Source organism: Streptomyces sp. MMBL 11-1 (assembly GCF_028622875.1).
Lineage (GTDB): Bacteria > Actinomycetota > Actinomycetes > Streptomycetales > Streptomycetaceae > Streptomyces.
The window spans coordinates 383,758-398,978 of record NZ_CP117710.1; the positions used below are offsets into that span (position 1 = coordinate 383,758).

General features: G+C 76.6%; 12 protein-coding genes and 2 pseudogenes. 12 read left to right on the top strand and 2 right to left on the bottom strand.

The genetic code is table 11. The features are described 5' to 3' along the window. Positions 1 to 59 precede the first annotated feature (59 nt). From PSQ21_RS37255 to PSQ21_RS37265, 3 genes are all read left to right on the top strand, one after another. Complete coding sequence (locus PSQ21_RS37255; RefSeq protein ID WP_274036674.1) at positions 60 to 557, top strand: hypothetical protein; 498 nt, start codon at positions 60 to 62, stop codon at positions 555 to 557. A 792-nt stretch (positions 558 to 1,349) separates the two neighbouring features. After that, positions 1,350 to 1,805: a MarR family transcriptional regulator gene (locus PSQ21_RS37260; RefSeq protein ID WP_274036675.1), complete on the top strand. Its 456-nt coding sequence runs from the start codon at positions 1,350 to 1,352 to the stop codon at positions 1,803 to 1,805. Next, positions 1,805 to 2,125 carry a replication initiation protein, RepL2 gene (locus PSQ21_RS37265; protein ID WP_274036676.1) on the top strand — a complete coding sequence of 107 codons (321 nt, stop codon included), beginning with the start codon at positions 1,805 to 1,807 and terminating at the stop codon, positions 2,123 to 2,125. The genes PSQ21_RS37260 and PSQ21_RS37265 overlap by 1 nt, the downstream gene beginning before the upstream one ends. A 231-nt stretch (positions 2,126 to 2,356) precedes the next feature. Here the strand turns inward: PSQ21_RS37265 and PSQ21_RS37270 are convergent, their stop codons facing one another. Both PSQ21_RS37270 and PSQ21_RS37275 read right to left on the bottom strand, forming a co-directional pair. Continuing rightward, complete coding sequence (locus PSQ21_RS37270) at positions 2,357 to 3,250, bottom strand: helix-turn-helix domain-containing protein (RefSeq protein WP_274036219.1); 894 nt, start codon at positions 3,248 to 3,250, stop codon at positions 2,357 to 2,359. Then, positions 3,247 to 3,510 (bottom strand): hypothetical protein, encoded by a 264-nt coding sequence (locus PSQ21_RS37275; RefSeq protein ID WP_274036217.1) that lies wholly within the window; start codon positions 3,508 to 3,510, stop codon positions 3,247 to 3,249. The genes PSQ21_RS37270 and PSQ21_RS37275 overlap by 4 nt, the downstream gene beginning before the upstream one ends. 883 nt (positions 3,511 to 4,393) lie before the next feature. Between PSQ21_RS37275 and PSQ21_RS37280 the strand changes: the two genes are divergently transcribed. The 9 genes and pseudogenes from PSQ21_RS37280 to PSQ21_RS37315 all read left to right on the top strand — a co-directional run bounded on the left by PSQ21_RS37280 (position 4,394) and on the right by PSQ21_RS37315 (position 14,526). Beyond that, positions 4,394 to 5,008, top strand: a complete 615-nt coding sequence (locus PSQ21_RS37280; protein ID WP_274036677.1) for a hypothetical protein — start codon at positions 4,394 to 4,396, stop codon at positions 5,006 to 5,008. A 264-nt stretch (positions 5,009 to 5,272) separates the two neighbouring features. Further along, the gene (locus PSQ21_RS37285) at positions 5,273 to 8,875 is read left to right on the top strand and encodes a hypothetical protein (protein WP_274036678.1); all 3,603 of its coding nucleotides are present in this window, start codon (positions 5,273 to 5,275) and stop codon (positions 8,873 to 8,875) included. Positions 8,876 to 9,182: 307 nt separating this feature from the next. Then, positions 9,183 to 9,347: pseudogene (locus PSQ21_RS37290) on the top strand (helix-turn-helix domain-containing protein); the annotation flags it as partial. A 168-nt stretch (positions 9,348 to 9,515) separates the two neighbouring features. Further along, positions 9,516 to 9,680, top strand: a complete 165-nt coding sequence (locus PSQ21_RS37295; protein WP_274036679.1) for a hypothetical protein — start codon at positions 9,516 to 9,518, stop codon at positions 9,678 to 9,680. Between the two features lie 208 nt (positions 9,681 to 9,888). After that, complete coding sequence (locus PSQ21_RS37300) at positions 9,889 to 10,200, top strand: hypothetical protein (RefSeq protein ID WP_274036680.1); 312 nt, start codon at positions 9,889 to 9,891, stop codon at positions 10,198 to 10,200. Positions 10,201 to 10,505: 305 nt separating this feature from the next. After that, a complete protein-coding gene (locus PSQ21_RS37305; protein WP_274036681.1) occupies positions 10,506 to 12,935 on the top strand; it encodes a hypothetical protein in 2,430 nt (809 codons plus the stop codon). A 507-nt stretch (positions 12,936 to 13,442) separates the two neighbouring features. Beyond that, positions 13,443 to 13,712 (top strand): hypothetical protein, encoded by a 270-nt coding sequence (locus tag PSQ21_RS37310; protein WP_274036204.1) that lies wholly within the window; start codon positions 13,443 to 13,445, stop codon positions 13,710 to 13,712. Between the two features lie 314 nt (positions 13,713 to 14,026). Further along, positions 14,027 to 14,131 (top strand): annotated as a pseudogene (locus tag PSQ21_RS37940) (hypothetical protein); the annotation flags it as partial. A gap of 14 nt (positions 14,132 to 14,145) precedes the next feature. Then, positions 14,146 to 14,526, top strand: coding sequence for a hypothetical protein (locus PSQ21_RS37315; RefSeq protein WP_274036202.1), 381 nt, complete (start codon positions 14,146 to 14,148; stop codon positions 14,524 to 14,526). Positions 14,527 to 15,221 lie beyond the last annotated feature (695 nt).

The window sequence follows — 15,221 nt, forward strand, 5'->3', positions numbered from 1 at the left end:
TGGTGGCCGGCGGCGGATACTGCGGGTCGGTGGCGAGGTGGGCGGGGGGAGTGGTGGGCGTGGAGATCGGGCATCCGGCGCTGGCGGGTGAGGTGTGGCCGGTGATCGGTGTGCGGGTAGGGCGCGAGGCCGGCCGGGGGCTGTGGGCGGCGTCGTGGCGGCCGGGGCCGTTTGTGGTGTTGGAGGACGTCGTGCTGCCGTGTACGTGGCCGGAGCTGGAGGGGATCGCCCGGATCGCTGTGGGCGCGTCCCGGGCCCGGGTGTACGTACGTGAACTCGACGCCGCCGGTTCGTTTCTGGTGCTGTGTCTGCGGGGAGCGCCGGGTGCTCTGCGGGTCGAGGGTCCGCTGTCCCCGGTGGCCGAGCTGCTGGCCGGCCGGGCCCGGGCCGCGGCCCTGCATGTCGCCGCGGTGCACCGCGCGGCCGGCCGTACCGGGCAGGCGCAGGTGTGGCGGGGGAGGGCCCGGCAGATCCTGAAGGCCCGCCGTTCCGCCCGCCGGGGCCGGAGCGTCCGTACGGCCTCGGCGGGGCTGCCCTCCCTGGGCCACCGCCGCTGACCCGCCGTTCTGCCCGCCGGGGCCGGAGCGTGCGTACGGCCTCGGCGGGGCTGCCCTCCCTGGGCCACCGCCGCTGACGCCGCTCCCGCTCCCGCTCCCGGCCCGGTCGCCGGCCGGGCGGCGGAGAGCCCGTCGTGCCGTCCTCGCGCGTCTGGGCGGTGGTTGAGCCCGGGGGGTACGGGGTGGGGGGGGCTGGGCTCGCTTCGCGCGTGCGGCGGCGTACGAAGGTGCGGCTCGTGGGGGGCGGCAGCGGTCCCGGGGGCGGGTGGTGCGGGCGGTGACGGGACGACAGGGAAGCGTGGCCGGTGCCGGTGGGGGGTGCCGCCGTGAGGCCGTGGCCGGCCGCACGGCTGGGATGCCTCCTCCCCGTCGGGGCGGACGCGCGGCGCCGCGGTCCTGCACGTGCTGTGGCCGGGGTCGGCGTCAGGGGTCCGTCGGGGGCGGTCGTGCGGGTGGGCGGGGCGACGCGCCGATGGCCGCGGGGAATGTTGTGAACGTAGGACCCGGTGGTGCGCGCGCTCCTGGATACGTACAGACAGAGCCACGCCGGAACTGTGTCTGACCTGGTGTTTCGCAGGTTCCGATACCGGTTGGGCGATCGGATGTACCGGTCGGTGGACCGCATCATGCCGTTTCGCGGAGCGGTTCATTCAGACTCCCCGGTCCGGATATCCCGGTCGCGGGAACGGCATGCATGTACTGGAAGTACATGTCCAGTCAGTTCACGGATCCGGCACGGGATATCGTGACGCCTGTACTCATAGGACATGTCGAGGGATTCGGAGACTCCCGATGCCGCGCTCCGCGCACCAACGGCACGACGGCCGCGGCGAGCCGCAGACCCGTTTCGGCTACATCGGCCCCTACAGCACCATCGACAACGTCCGCCTCGAAGCCCTCGCCGCCGTGCCCAGGAAGCAGGGCGGCCTGACCGACCGGGAGTTCCGGATCCTGCAGTGGTTCGTAGCCGCGGCTCCCGGATTCGACCAGCCCGTCATGAAGACCACCGCCTACATCGCCCGGCGTAACGGGATGACGGGCGACGCCCTGGGCCGGATCATCCGCACCCTCGTCAAACGCCGGCTGCTGTTCTTCGCTGACGAGTTCGGCCGCCAGAAGTTCTACAAGGTGACCCCCTACCTCGCCAGCCAGGGGACCTCCGCCGAGCAGCGCGAAGCCATCCGGGCCTACAACCCGCCCGATATTCCAGGTCTTGCCCACGGACCCGCAAGGGGGAACCAGTCGTGATGACCGCCAACGACTCGCAGGCGCTGGCGCGACAGATCCTGCGCCGCTCGCAAGCCCTGACCCCGAACCAGCGCCTCGTGCTGCAGCTGTACGCGCTCATGCCGAAGGAGCCGAGCGGCGCGGTCCGTGTGACGGCTCGCAAGCTGGCGGAGGACGAGCTGGGCTGGACACCGAGCCTGTTCTCCCGCGTCCGCGGCCAGCTCGTCGAGGAGGGCTGGCTGGAGTTCGTCGACAAGCTCTCCAACTCGCCCATCTACCGCCTCGGTGAACGCGCGACCGGCCAGCGCACCGTCATCCAGCTCCACTCCCGCACCGCCTGAGGCACCCCGGCGCCCGCACCTTCGGGCGCCGGGGTGCCTCAGGGGGAGGGGCCCCGGGGGCCGGGCTGCTGTCCGGCCGCGCCGGGTGCAGGTGCGGCGGGTGTGGACCCGGCAGGTCCTGAAGGCGCCGAGGCTGGAGCGCACGCACCGCCGCCGTGGCCGGGCTGCCGCCGCCGGTCTCGCCCGGCCGCCGGTGGGGCCCGGTCCGGTTGCCGTCCTGGTCCCGGGCGGTCACGGCCCGGGTGCCGCCCGGAACCGGACGGAGAGCAGCCCTTCCAGCCCGCCGTGGGGGCCCGCGGCCGCGGGGCCGGGGCCGGTGTGCTGCTCGGCGTCGTCGCCGAGCTCGTCGAGCAAGGCCTCGGCGTCCGTGACCCAGTACCGGAAGGCGGCTTCCTCCTCGTCGCGCCGCTGCTGCTCGTACCAGTCGAGTTCCGGCTCGGCGAGCCAGGGCCGGGCGGCTTCGTCCCGCTGGCGCCGCTCCTCGGCATGCTCGACGACGGCACACGGGTAGAAGGGCGGCGGCGGGGGGCCGTTGAGGACGCGCCGGTGTCCGGCCAGGAGCGCGGCGGTCGCCTCGTCGCCGACCTGGCAGGCGGCGGCGAACGCGGTGAGCTGGACGGCGGTGGGGAACTGCTTACCGGCCAGGAGGCGGGAGAGGGTGCTGGCGGAGAGCCCGGGCCCGGCGAGGCGGGCCAGGGTGCGCAGCGTGGTGTCGGGGGCGGTGTCGCGGATCCGGTTCATGGCGTTGGCGAGACCGGCCCGGGTGGTGAAGCGCCCCGGGACGTGCGGGGCGGGCCGCGCGCGCGGAGGGTTCACGGCGCGGTCCGCCGCCGCCCAGAGCCGGCGGGCGGTCGCTTCGTCGGCCCCGGTGGCGCGCGCGAAGGCCACCGTCGTACGCAGGGTGGGCAGGCGTCCGTCGAGGGCCTGGCGCAGGGTGCAGGCGCTCACCACGTACCGGGTGCCGGCCGCGCTCGCCCGCTCGGCGAGGTACGGATACGTCGCCCGCCGGCCCTCGGCGGCCGCCGTCACGGCGGCGGCGGTCTTGCGCCCGCGCAGCCAGCCGCGCAGGACGGCGAGTTCGGCCGGCTCCGGCTCCGGCTCGTCCCGGCGCGCGGTCCGGGTCACGGGCGGGGGCCGGCGAGCGCGGTGAGCAGGCGCAGGGCGTAGCCGGGCAGGAGCAGCAGCCCCGCGGCCACGGCGAGGGCGGCCAGCACGGCGGGGACCGGGCGCTGAAGGACGGCGAGGACGGTCACCGAGGCGATGGCGGAGATGACCGTGGTGGCCTCGGCCGCGCCCAGGCGGCCGGACGAGGCGCCCACGGCCACAGCGGTCGGAGCGGCCGGTCCGGTGGCGGGCGGGAGCGGGAGGGGCGGGTCGGCGGGCATGCGGGTTCCTCCGTACGGGCGTTGGGACATTCCGGCGAGCCCGGGGCGGTGTCCCCGGCTGCGCCCGCCGATCGTGGCAGCGCACGGCCCCTCGGCGCGACCCGCCGACCACACCGGCCCGGACCGGCGTACCTTCCCGACCGCCCACATCACCCCAGTTCAGAGGGGAGAAACGAGAGGATGCCGTTGCGTCCCGCCCGGCGGTCCGGGGACAGGTCTTCAGCCGGTCACGCCCGACTCAATGGTCCGCTGCCGGCCCTCCTCCGCTACGCCCGCGGACTTCACCGTCGACCACCGACCGCCCTTCACCGGCTCCCGGGGCAGCCGGGCATCACCGGTCCCGTCGTGGCTTCCAGCCGGGAGTACGACGGGGCCGGCCACACCGGGCCGTGCTGATCACCGGCTTGGCCCTGATGGGCGGCCCCGTTACCTGGTGGGCCGTGCCGGCCTGAACCGTCGGCAATCCCGCCGCGCCTCCACGGCAGTTGGAGGTGATCCGCCCTGCACACGCCGTGCGACCGCACCGAGGTCCCGCTGCCGCCGGCCGGGCAGGATCAGGTGCTGGCCTTTGCCGACGCCCAGCTGTGCGCTGACGGTACCGCCGCTCGCCCCGGCAGCGCGGACACGCTGGCTCGACGCGCAACTGCTGCTTGTACCAAGTGGGTTCGAGCCTGTTTCGGCCCGATACCGGTCTGCCGCACGGGTGAGTAGCCATGTGCCCCGTGGAGAGTGGCCGAGTCCGGCATAGTAGTGACGGATCCCTGGCGCTCACCGGGGTTGTGGTGGAGGTGAGCGCGGATCTCTGCCCGCGTCAGCGGGGGTGACAAGCACGGGCTTCCGTATCGGGCGGAGGACCTGTCACGCCTGCTGTAAGGGGATTTCCATGTCCGAGAAGAAGTTGACGGTGCAGCCGGTCACCGACGAATTGGAGCTGTACTGCTGGGTGGAAGAAGAGTCCGAAGCGCGAGCTGCGTTCCTCACCCTGAACCTGGAAGAGGGTGTCCTCACAGCGTGCCATGACGACTCGCCCGATGGCCGGAGCGTGGAGGCGAAGGCTTTCCATCGCATCGTGCGGTCGTGGGAGGTTCCGTTGCTGAGTATGCAAGCGGCCAACGAACTGCTGCTGGAGGTTGCTCCCCTCGCCCAGCGTGTTCTCGACGGCGCGGACATCATCTGGGACGGCCACAACATGGTCGGCCAGCTGACGACCGAGGATGCCGTCCGGGCAGATGCCGAGCTCGGGGCATGCTGCTCCGAGTCATGCTTCGGGCCCGAGGACCTGCTGTCGGTCTGGGACGTCTACGAGATGGGTGACACCTGGACGGCCGAGGAAGCCGGGGTCACCGCCAGCACTACGGACCAGGAGCTGGCAGAAATCAGAGTCCGGCTGCTGGAGAGGTGGCGAGCTGAGGTAGGCGAGCCGAACCCTGTTCTCCACGGGTTGTGGGGGTATCTGGAGAACCTACGCGACGAGTTGTCCGGGTTGTCCCAGGAGTGAGGCCGTCCTCGCGGTGCCTCTGGGCAGCAGCCCTGGGGTACCGGCGACTCGCAGCCTACCTATTCCGGCCGGGCTGCCGACCGCTGCGCGGAGCGGCGTCTCCGGGGCCCGGGAGCGGCGCCACGCCGGCCGGGCGTCGCCGCTCCCCGTGGGCCCGACCAGGGCCGGGGGTGCGGTCGCGGCACCGGGCGGGAGGGCCCGTGGGGTGCCGGGGGTTGTCGGGTTCTGCTCCGGGCGCGGGGGCCGGGGTTCTACGGTGCAGCGGTGGGTATCGAGATGCCGCCGGTCGGCGGGGACGCGGGGCGTGGGGCGGAGTTGTCCGGGGTAGTGCCGGCGGAGGTGGACGAGGTCCTGGCCGGTGCGCTGGCGGCGCAGGGTGATGCGGGCGTGCGGGCGTTGGGGCTGCTGCTCGATGCGCGGCGCGCGTTGACGGGGGCGGGGTTCGCGCGGCCGGCGGAGGTGGCCGCGGCGTGTGTGCGGTCCGCGGCGGACGCGCTGCTCGGTCTGCCCGGGGCCCCGCGGTCGGTGGGCCTGCAGGCCGCGGCGCAGGACCTGGTGGCGGCGCTGGACGCCGTCGGGACGCCGCCTGCCGCGGGTTCCGGCTCGATCGGGGAGACGGCCGAGGGGGCCGCCGTCCAGCAGACGCCGTCCGGCGGTGCCGTTGCCGCCGGTGACGGCTCCGGTGATCCCCTGGGCGTGCCGGGCGGGGCGGGGGCGCGGTGGGAGCGGGTGATGTGGGCGGCGGAGGTGGTGCGCGGCGAGCTGGAGCGCCCGGGCGGCTACCACCGGGGCCGGGCCCGCGGCGTCATCGAGCGGCTGACGGGCGTGACGCTGGGCGCGGCCCAGGAGCAGGCGCTGGACGTGTGGGGAGTCGTCTACGGGCTGGCGTCGGGCATCCTGCACGGCCGTAGCGCCGGCCCCGACGATGCCCGCCTCCTGTACACCGAACTCCTGCACGCGGCCCGGGAACTGCTGGTGCCGCTGGCCGAGCGCGCGGCCCGGGTCCTTGAGCTCACCGCGCTGAAGGACCCGGGCGCGGCTGAGGCTGCCGAGCTCGCCCGCTGGGCGGACCCGCGCGCCGAGGCGTACTTCTTCCGTTCCGGCCCGGCACCGGTGTGGTGGGGCGTCCTGGCCGAGCACGCCCCGCACCTGCTGCTGCCGGACGGGTCGGCCGGCGGGCGGTGGCCGGCCGCCCCGTTCCTCGACGACGTCGCCGGCACCGACCCGGACGGCGTCCGGGCGTGGCTGACGGCACCGGACGGCCAGGACCCGGCGCTCAGCCGGGCGCAGCAGGTGGCGGCGGCCGGCCGCCCGGCTCTGGATGCGCTGCTGGGCCTCGCGCTGCGCCACGGCGACGTCGTCGGCGCCGCCCTGGTGCGCGCCGTCCTGGCCGACACCGCGGGGTTGCGCGACGGCGGGGGCCCGGCGGCGGGGGCGACGCTGTGCCTGGCGGCCCGCTGGGCCCGTACGGTCCCGCGGGCGGAACGGACACGGGATTGGATCATCGCGGCCGAGGGGCTGCTGGCCGGTGCGGTCGAGGACGAGCACGCCGGCCACCTGAGCCTGCACGCTGTCGCCGAGCGGGTGGCCGCCGCCGAGGAGGCGGCCGAGGATCTGGCGGCGGCCGGGGATCCGGCCGCCGCCCAAGCGGCGATGGCGGCCGCGCTGGCGGCCGAGGAGGAGATGCGGGAGCGGGTCGCCGAGCAGACGGCTGCACGGCTGCCCGGCCACGACGCCGCGGAACTGCTGCGCGAGGTCGCGCTGACGGCCTACCCGTCCGGCCCCAGCGGCCCCGCGCACGGGGACGTCGCGATGATCCGGGCGGTGCTGGCCGGCCTGCTCGCCCGCGACGTCGCGCTGCTGCCCGCCGCCGCCCGGCCGCTGGTGTTCCGCGGCGACCTCGACGGGGTGCACGCGGGCGACACGGCCGCGTACGGCGGCCCCCGGCTGGCGCGCACCGTCCTGGACCTGGCTGAGGCCGACGCGGACGCCGGCATCGCCCTGGGGGTGCGCACGCGCGCGTTGCGCCGGGTGGCCGCCGTCGACGCCCCGCTGCACGACCGCCTGATGGCCGCTCACCTCGCCGCCCGGCCGCCCGCACCTGCGCCCGCCGGGCAGACCCCGGTGCCCGCCGAGGTGGTGAACGAGTGGTGGGAGCGGGCCATCGAGCTCACGGAGCGTCTGGTGGCCGCACGGCCCGCCCCGGAGCCGGCCCGCCTCGTCGACCTCGTGTTCAGCACAAGCCCGCCGAAGCGCGCCGGGGAGTTGGAGACGCGGGTGCGCACCGCGCTCGGCTGGCCTCCTGCGCCCGCCGAGCTGGAGCAGGTCCTTCCCGCCGGTGCCGGCCAGGTGGACGGCACCAAGGAGCCGCTCGCCTCGTGGTTGCGGGTGTGGGACTGGTCGCCGCTGCTGCCCGCGCGTGTGCTGGCCGGCTGGGAGCCGGTGCTGGAGCGGGTGCGCCCGTTGAAGCCTGCCGGCCCTGCGGATCCGCGCACCGTCCCCGCGCCGGTGCCGGTCACGGCGACCACCGCCCTGACCGCCGAAGATCTGGCCGAGGCGGCCGAAGCCCGCGGGCCGGCGGCGGCCGCCGCCGCGCTGGCCGCGGCACCGGACGCAGGCGACGACGGCTACGCGATGGTCCTGCACCACCTCGTCGCCGACGCCCCGGCCGCCTGGACTGCCGACGTGCCCGCGATCCTGAACGCCCTCAAGACACCGGAGCTCGGCGCGTTCTACCTCGCCGCGGCCGCCGGCCACGCCGACCGCCCCCGGCGCCTTCCCCGGCAAGACGCTCACCGGCGCCGTCACCGCGGCGCTCGACCTGCGCCGCGCCCTCGACGCCCCCGGCTGCCACAGCCGCCCAGAAGACGGCCGCGGACCCGGGGCACCGGGCTGGACTTCGCCGACCAGGCCCTGGCCGACCCTGCTGACCGCCATGTGGCGCACCGAACGCCGTCCTGGACCCGGGCCAGGAGAAGGACGTCCTGGCCCACCTGCACGCCTGACCGCCGAGCTCACCGATCCCGCCGCCGACGCAGAGGAGGCCGGAGACGGTCCCGTTCCCGCCGGCGGCTCGCCGCGGCCGTCGGTCCGGCCCCGGGGGCTCCCGCGGACCGCTCCCCGCGTCCGGGAGTCCCGGGGGTCCGGTACTGCTGGGTCGGACCCGCGGGTCCGGGCGCTGGGGTGCCTGCTCGAGTACGCCCCTCCACCAGGCGCGCGCCCGATGGACAGATGCCGGCCGAGGTGCTCCAGGCGGTGGCCGGTGCGATCCCCGCGGCCGCCGCCCAGGACGCGGTGGCCGACGCGATCGGCGTACGGCTGCCCGCCCTGCACGACTACGCCCCGGACTTCACCGCCGTCCACCGCACCGCCCTGGTACCGGATCCCCGCGCAGGGGCCCTCGCCGGCCGGGTCGTGGCTGCGCTGCGGGACCGCCCAGCCCCGCCGCTGCTCGCGGCCCTGGACCGCGCCGACCTGATCGGCGCGCTGCGCGGCGCCGGCGGACTGGCGCGCGACGCCGCGGGCCACACCGCGGCCGCGCTGCTGACCGATCCATCCCTCCTGGGTCGAACCGCCGCCTGGTGGACGCAGTTGGTCGACGCCGACGGTGACGAGAATCGGCGGCCGCGGTCTCAGTCCTGCTGGAGGCGATCGCCCTCCGTGTGCCGCGGACCGGCGCCGCGCGCCCGCTCCCGCCGGCCGAGCAGGCGCGGACGCGGGCTGCTGTGGACCTGTGGCGTGCCGCGCTGGCCGCCGGCCTGCCCGCCGGCGCGCTGGCCGGGACGGGCGCGGTTTCGCCGAGACGGCCGTCGACGAGCCGGTGTGGCTGGAGCTGACGCGTACCAGCGCCGAGCACCCCGGCCCTGAGCCACGCCGACCTCGTCGCCGAACGCGCCGCCGCCCACCCCGGCAGCCAGGACGCCCTGCTGCTCGCCGAACTGCTGGTCACCCACGCACCCGGGACGTGGACCGACACCGCCGTACGCGGGCACGCCCGTACCCTGCTGGACGCGACGACCGCTCTGCCCGCTCCGAACGCCCCCGGCGTGGCAGGGGTTTGAGGAGGGCGCTGGTCAACGCCGGCGACGTCGCCGCCGCCCGCCATCAGTAGCCGTCCCGCCCGGACACCGAGGAGAGGGAGAGAAGGGAGCCGCATGCTGGGCGCCGCGTCCACGTCACCGGGCCGGCCCGGCTCAAGCTCGGGGCCGAGCTGAAGAAGGCGTACACCGCGGGGGCCTCGGTCCGTACCCTCGCGCACAGTTGCGGGCGCAGTTACGGATTCGTCCACCGCCTGCTCACCGAGGCCGGCACCACCCTGCGCACCCGCGGCGGGGACACCGCCGCCACGCCGCACGCTGACGGCAGGACGACAAGACGGCAGGACGGCAAGGGACGGCCGCGGACCGGCCGGTTCTCGCCCACGCTGCGCCCGGTGGCCTCTACGGTGCACCGGTGAGCACCATGATGCCGCCGCCCGGCGGCGAAACTGCCCGACATACAGCTGCCGGTGGTCGACGAGGTCCTGGCCGCCGCCCTGATGGCGCAGGGCGCTGCCGGCGTGCGGGCGCTGGGTCTGCTGCGGGACGCCCGCCGGGTCCTGGCCGGTACCGGGCTGGAGCGGCGGCGGAGGTCGCGGAGTCGTGCCTGCGCGGTGCGGCGGACGCCCTGCTGAGCCTGCCGGGCGCCCCGGACGCGGTGGGCCTGAAGTCCGCGGCGAAGGACCTGCTCGCCGCAGTGGACACTCTTCCCGGCCCGTCCGCCGCCGCGCCGCCCGCAGGCCGCGCTCGGCCGGGTACGCCGGGCGGCGGGGTGCTGCGCGGGCAGCTGACGCGCCCGGGGGGCTTCCACGGGCGAGGGCGGCGGGGATCGCCGAGCGGCTGATGGGCGTGGCGCTCGGCGCCTACCACGAGCAGGCTCTTGTCGGGTGGGGCGAGGTGTACGGGAGGACGTCGGGCACGCTGCACGGCGGCGAGGCCGATCGGGCCGGCGCGGCTTCTGTCTACCGGGAGGTGCTGCTGCTGGCGCGGGAGTTGCTGGTGCCGCTGCACGGCCGCGCCGCCCGCGTCCTGGAGTTGGCCGCCCTGAGGGAGCGGGCGGGGCGGAGGCGCGAGAGCTGGCCGGCTGGGCGGACCCGCGCGCCACCGCGTTCTTCTTCGGCTCCGCCCCGGCCGCGGCCTGGCTGGGGCCCTTGAGGAGCACGCGCCGCACCTGCTGCTCACCGACGAGAGGGCCGGTACCTGGCCGGCGGCCCCGTTCCTGGAGCACTGGCCGCCACCGCCCCCAAGGCCGCCGGGCTGTGGCTGGCCGACCACGCCGCCGAGCTCGCCCGGCCGGGCCCGCGTTCTCGGCGCGCTGCTGCGCCGGCCGACGCCGGCGCCCTCCGCCCGGCCGGGGTGCGCGGCTGCTCCCGCACGTGCTGTCTTCGGCCGGCGGAGGGGCCGGCCGAGCACGCGGACGTGCCGCGCCGGCTCGTGGCCGGCTGGGCGGGCACCTCCCGGTGCCCGCACGGGACGGGGACTGGGTCCTGGTCGCCGAGGAGCTGCTGAAGGACGCCGTCGACCTCGGGCACGCCGGCTGGCGGGCCTGGCGGGACGAGCGCTGGCGCGCGCACGCCGAGCGCCGTCCGCTGCCCGAGCTGACCGACGTCCTGGAGCGCCAGTGGGCGGCCCGCCTGCCCGAGCACGACATCACGGGCCTGCTGCGGGAGCTGGTGGTGAGCGTCCACCCCGACGCCGGCGACGGTGGCGGCTCGTTCCGGTGGGCCCGGGCGGTCCGCGGCGCGCTGGCGGGCCTGCTGTGCCGCGACATCGAAGCGTCCGGCCGGCGGCCCTGGTCGGAGTTCGTCGACCTGGACGAGGTCCGCGTCCTGGACGCCACGCTCTTTTTGGGCCCGGTCCTGGACATGGGCCCGCTGCTGGCCCGCGCGGTTCTCGACCTCGCCGCGGCGGACGCCGCGGCCGGCCTGCCGCTGGCCGACCGTCTGCGGGCGTGGCCGAGGATCGCGGCTGCGGACACAGGAGTGCACGACCGGGTGCTCGCCGCCCACCTGGCCGCCCACCCGCCGCACCCCGGCGCCGGGGACGAAGAGGCGGGGCAGTGGTGGGACCTGGCGGTCGAGGCCACGGTCCGGCTGCTGGCCGGCCACCCGACGCCGGAAGGCGCCCGCCTGGTCGACCTCGTGCTCACCACCTGCCCGCCCGAGCGCACCGCCGACCTTCACCGGCGGGCCCGTCAGGCGCTCTGCGCGCCCGCGGCCGCCGAGGTGGAGCGCGTACGGCCCGCCGGCGCCGAGCGGGCCGGGGCCTGGTCACCGGTCCTGCCCGCGCCCCTGCTGGCCGGCCTCGACCCGTCGCACCGGGCCCGGCCGGACGGGCCGCCCGACCCGCGCAGTGCCGCCCGCCCCCTCTCGCGTCATCGCACCGCCCTCGAACTGGAGGACCTGCGGGAACTGGCCGCCGCGGGCGGCACGCTCGCGGCCGCGGCCGCCCTGGCCGGCGCCCCGGACGCGGGCGCCGCCGGCTACGCGATCGTGCTGCAGCGCCTGGTGGCCGCCGATCCGGCCGCCTGGACCGCCGACGTCCCCGCCCTGCTCACCGCCCTCGTCCTGCCGGAGCTCGGCGCGTTCTACCTCGCCGCCGCCGCGACCGCCGTCCGCCGTCCCGGGGCCTTCCCCGCCGGCCCGGCCGAAGCCGTGCTCGCCGCTCTCACGCTCAGCCGAACCCTGCCCGCCCCCGCCGACCCGCACATCCCCGACGCGGGCGAGCACGCCGGCCGGGCGTGGTCCGGCCTGCTGGCCTTCGTGTGGCGCACCGGGGACGGCCTCGGCGGTCACCTCCCGGCCGCCCTGGACCGGCTGCATGCCCTCGTCGAGCCGCTCACCCGGCCCGCCGCCCCGCCCCCGGCCCCGTCGGTGTCTGCCGGCGGCCCGGCAACGCCCGCCGCCGGCCGCACGGCCGGAGAGGAACAGCAACTGCCCGCAGGCCTGCCGGAGTCCCACCCGGCGGTGCGTGCGCTGGACTGCCTCCTGGACTACGCCGCCGCCCAGGCACCCCGGGACGGCCAGATGCCCGGCGACGTCCTGGACCTGGTCGCCGCCGTCCTTCAGGCCCGCGGCGGCGACGAGCCGGTCGCCGGCGTGCTCGGCAAGCACCTGCCTCTCCTCCACCGCCGCGCCACCGCCTTCACCGCCGCCCACCCCGACCTGTATGCGCTCGTCCCCGGCCGGCCCTCCCCGGCCGCCGCGTGGCTGCACGCCCGCCGCGGCCCCGGCCTCGATCCGCTGCTGCTCGCTGCCCTGGGCCGCCGCCAGCTCCTGGCCGCCCTGCGCGGAGAACCCGCCGGGACGCTCGCCTTCCGCGTGGTGCACGCGCTCCTGACCGGCCATGACAGCCTGCTCGGCGACCCCACGGCCGCCTGGCGGGAGTTGGCCACCGGTCCGGACGGCGCCGAGGCCGCCTCCGGCTTCCTCGGGTACCTCGCCCTGTTCACCTCCCTGCGCCCGCTCGACCGGACCTCGGTGGACACCGAGCAGATCTGGTGGACCGCCGCTCTGGAGGCCGGCCTGCCGCCCGGGGCGCTCGCGGGCGCCGGCGACTTCGCCGCGTCGCTGCCGGACGAGGTCTGGCTGCCCCTGGCCCGGCGCAGCGCCGCCCACACCCCGGCCCAGACGGACGCCGGCCGAATCGCCGAACGCGCCGCCGCGCACCCCCGTGAGCCCGACGCCCTCCTCCTGGCCGTGCACCTGCTCACCCGCCCCGCCCCGGATGGCGCGCAGGACAGCGACGTCCGCCATCACGCCCGCGCCCTGCTGCAGGCCGCCGAGGCATTGCCGGCGCCCGACCGCCCGGCCGAGGCCGCGCAGCTGCGCCGTGCCCTGGTCGAAGCCGGCGAGGTGGACCTCGCTCACGCTCCGGCAACGACGAACTGACCGGCCGGGCCCGCCCGCCGGCCGTCCTCCGGTCTCCGCTCGCCCGGCCACGGTGTGCCTGGCCGGTGCCGAAGGACCACGTGTTGGAGTTGCCGGTGTCGCTGCCCGTCCGCGCCGCACGCGTCCTGCAACTGGCCGGCTGGGTGAAGGCGCTGAGCGAGCACACCGAGCACCTGCTGCTCGCCGACGAGGTGACCGGCATGTGGTCGACCGCCCCGTGCCCTCGAGCACCTGGCCGCCGCCCCGGACACCGCCCGCCCGGGCCGGCCGCCCGCGCCCGGACAAGCAGTCGCCGGGGGTCTGGACACGCTGCGCCTGGCGCTGGCCGGCGCCCTGCCCCGCCGGTGTTGTCCGCCCGCTGTTCCGTACGTCCGTGACGATCCGGCCCGGGGGTGCCGCGCCGGTCTCGCCGAGGACCTGCCGGCCACCGGGTCCTGCTCGCCCTCAACCGCCCGCCGCCCGCCCGTCGGCCCGTGTCCACAGGCCGCTGGCCAGAGGCTGCACCGCATGACGATCTCTTCGAATGCTTCCGTTGTCACCGCGCCGGAGAGCGGCCCGGTGGCGCACCGTGCCGCTTGGCTCTGCCCCGGCTGCTACTCCAACGTGCCTGCCGACCGTGTGCCCAAGGACTCGTGCGTGGGCCGCTGCGCGTTGGTACACGAGGACAGCGACGCCTGCCGCAACTGCCGGGAGTGGCTGTGCGTCGGGTGCGGCAAGCATCCCGTGGACGTGTGTGCTGACGCTCTGCCCGATGTGCTGCGACGACTGAGCCGGTGAACGGTTCGACGTGGCCGGCGGACGGGCTCCGGGAGCGCCTGGCCGTGCTGCGGGGGTGGGCGCGAGGGGTGAGACCGGCCCGTGGTGCCCCGGCAGCCGTGCCGGAGCAGGAGACGACGCCCGCCTCCGCGCCCGGTCCGGCGCCTTCCGCTGCTGCGTCCCCTGCCGGTGACGGACCTGGTGGGCGGCGTGGTACCGGGAGCCCGGGAGCGCCGCCGGCACCGGTATCGCGCGGCGCCCGGATCGTGCCGGTGCCGGTGGTGCCGCGCGCCCGGTGGGAGGCCCGCCGTACTCCGCCGCTCCTGTACGCGCGGATGTCCCATAGCCAGCGGGCCGCCTACCGCGACCGTCACCCGCAGTGCCGGCTGTGCCGGTGCCGCCCGACGGCCGCCGTCGACCACGACGCGGTCACGGGGCACGTGCGCGGCGCGGTGTGCCGCAGCTGCAACAGCTGGCTGGGGTCGATGGAGGCGGCGCTGCGCGTCCCCGCGCGCGCCATGCAGCAGCAGGCGGCCTCCTGCACTGGAGGTTCGAGGCCGACGGCACGGACGCGCTGGCCCACTACGCGGGCGAGTTGTCGTATCTGGGGCTGACCGTCAAGGAGTTCGCCGGCGGACTGCTCGCGGTGCGCCGGCTGCTGGCGGTGCCGTGTGTGTACTGGACGACCAGGCCGCAGGGCCTGCCCGTGAGACCGGGTGGACGAAGACCGGGCCCCTGGCGGACGCCGAGGAGGCCGAGCGGCACCATCGCCGTCTGCGAAGCGCTTGCGGAGTCGCCGTTGTCGTCACCGCGTTCGAGCCGGACGACGGCGTGAACAGCCCTTCTCCCCGCGGTCTGGTCAAGTCCTTCACCGGCAGCAGCCCCAGCACCACTACGGCAGCCGGCGCACCGGCCTGGACCGCAGCGGCCCGCCCGGCGGCGGCCAGCAGGGCCGGGCGGGCCCGGGCAGCCAGGCCGGGAATGACCGACGAGCCCGTGTGCCCGCCCGCTCCCGCGCTGTCGCCGAACCTCGGCCGTACCGCGACGGTCCCCGGCGCCCGGTCGCGGTACGAAGCAGCTGCGCCCGGCGCTGGTCGAGGGGACCGCCCGGGGGCGCTCGACCGGCTGACTGGTCCGGGCCCCGGGCCGGCCGGGTCGGGAATGATCGGGGGATGAGCGATGACCACCTCTCTGCCGAGCCGGCTCCCGCCCCGGCGCCGCGCCCCGATGCCCGTTCCGATGGCCGGGACGAGCTGCGCGCCTGGCGGCGCCGCGGCGGCTCTTCGTGGACGAGCCCGTGTTCACCGCCGAGGGGCTGCCGGGACGTTCCGGCTGCAGTTGTTCACCGCGCCCGGGGTACGCCCGGTCGCGGTGGCGACCCAGATCGCCGGCGAGGAGGGGATGGGGCTGATGAACGGAGTCGAGCGGTACGCGGGCGCGGTGTGGGAGCGGCACTGCCGGGCACGAGGTCCCGCCGGTGTGGGTGGAGCGGCAGCTGTGGCCGGAAGGATCACGGCAGGAGGCCCCTTT

Excerpts from the sequence above, each read along its gene's own strand:
- PSQ21_RS37300 (WP_274036680.1), top strand. The coding sequence starts at position 9,889 with ATGGGCGTGGCGCTCGGCGCCTACCACGAGCAGGCTCTTGTCGGGTGG.
- PSQ21_RS37275 (WP_274036217.1), bottom strand. The coding sequence starts at position 3,510 with ATGCCCGCCGACCCGCCCCTCCCGCTCCCGCCCGCCACCGGACCGGCC.
- PSQ21_RS37310 (WP_274036204.1), top strand. The coding sequence starts at position 13,443 with ATGACGATCTCTTCGAATGCTTCCGTTGTCACCGCGCCGGAGAGCGGC.
- PSQ21_RS37280 (WP_274036677.1), top strand. The coding sequence starts at position 4,394 with ATGTCCGAGAAGAAGTTGACGGTGCAGCCGGTCACCGACGAATTGGAG.
- PSQ21_RS37265 (WP_274036676.1), top strand. The coding sequence starts at position 1,805 with ATGACCGCCAACGACTCGCAGGCGCTGGCGCGACAGATCCTGCGCCGC.
- PSQ21_RS37260 (WP_274036675.1), top strand. The coding sequence starts at position 1,350 with ATGCCGCGCTCCGCGCACCAACGGCACGACGGCCGCGGCGAGCCGCAG.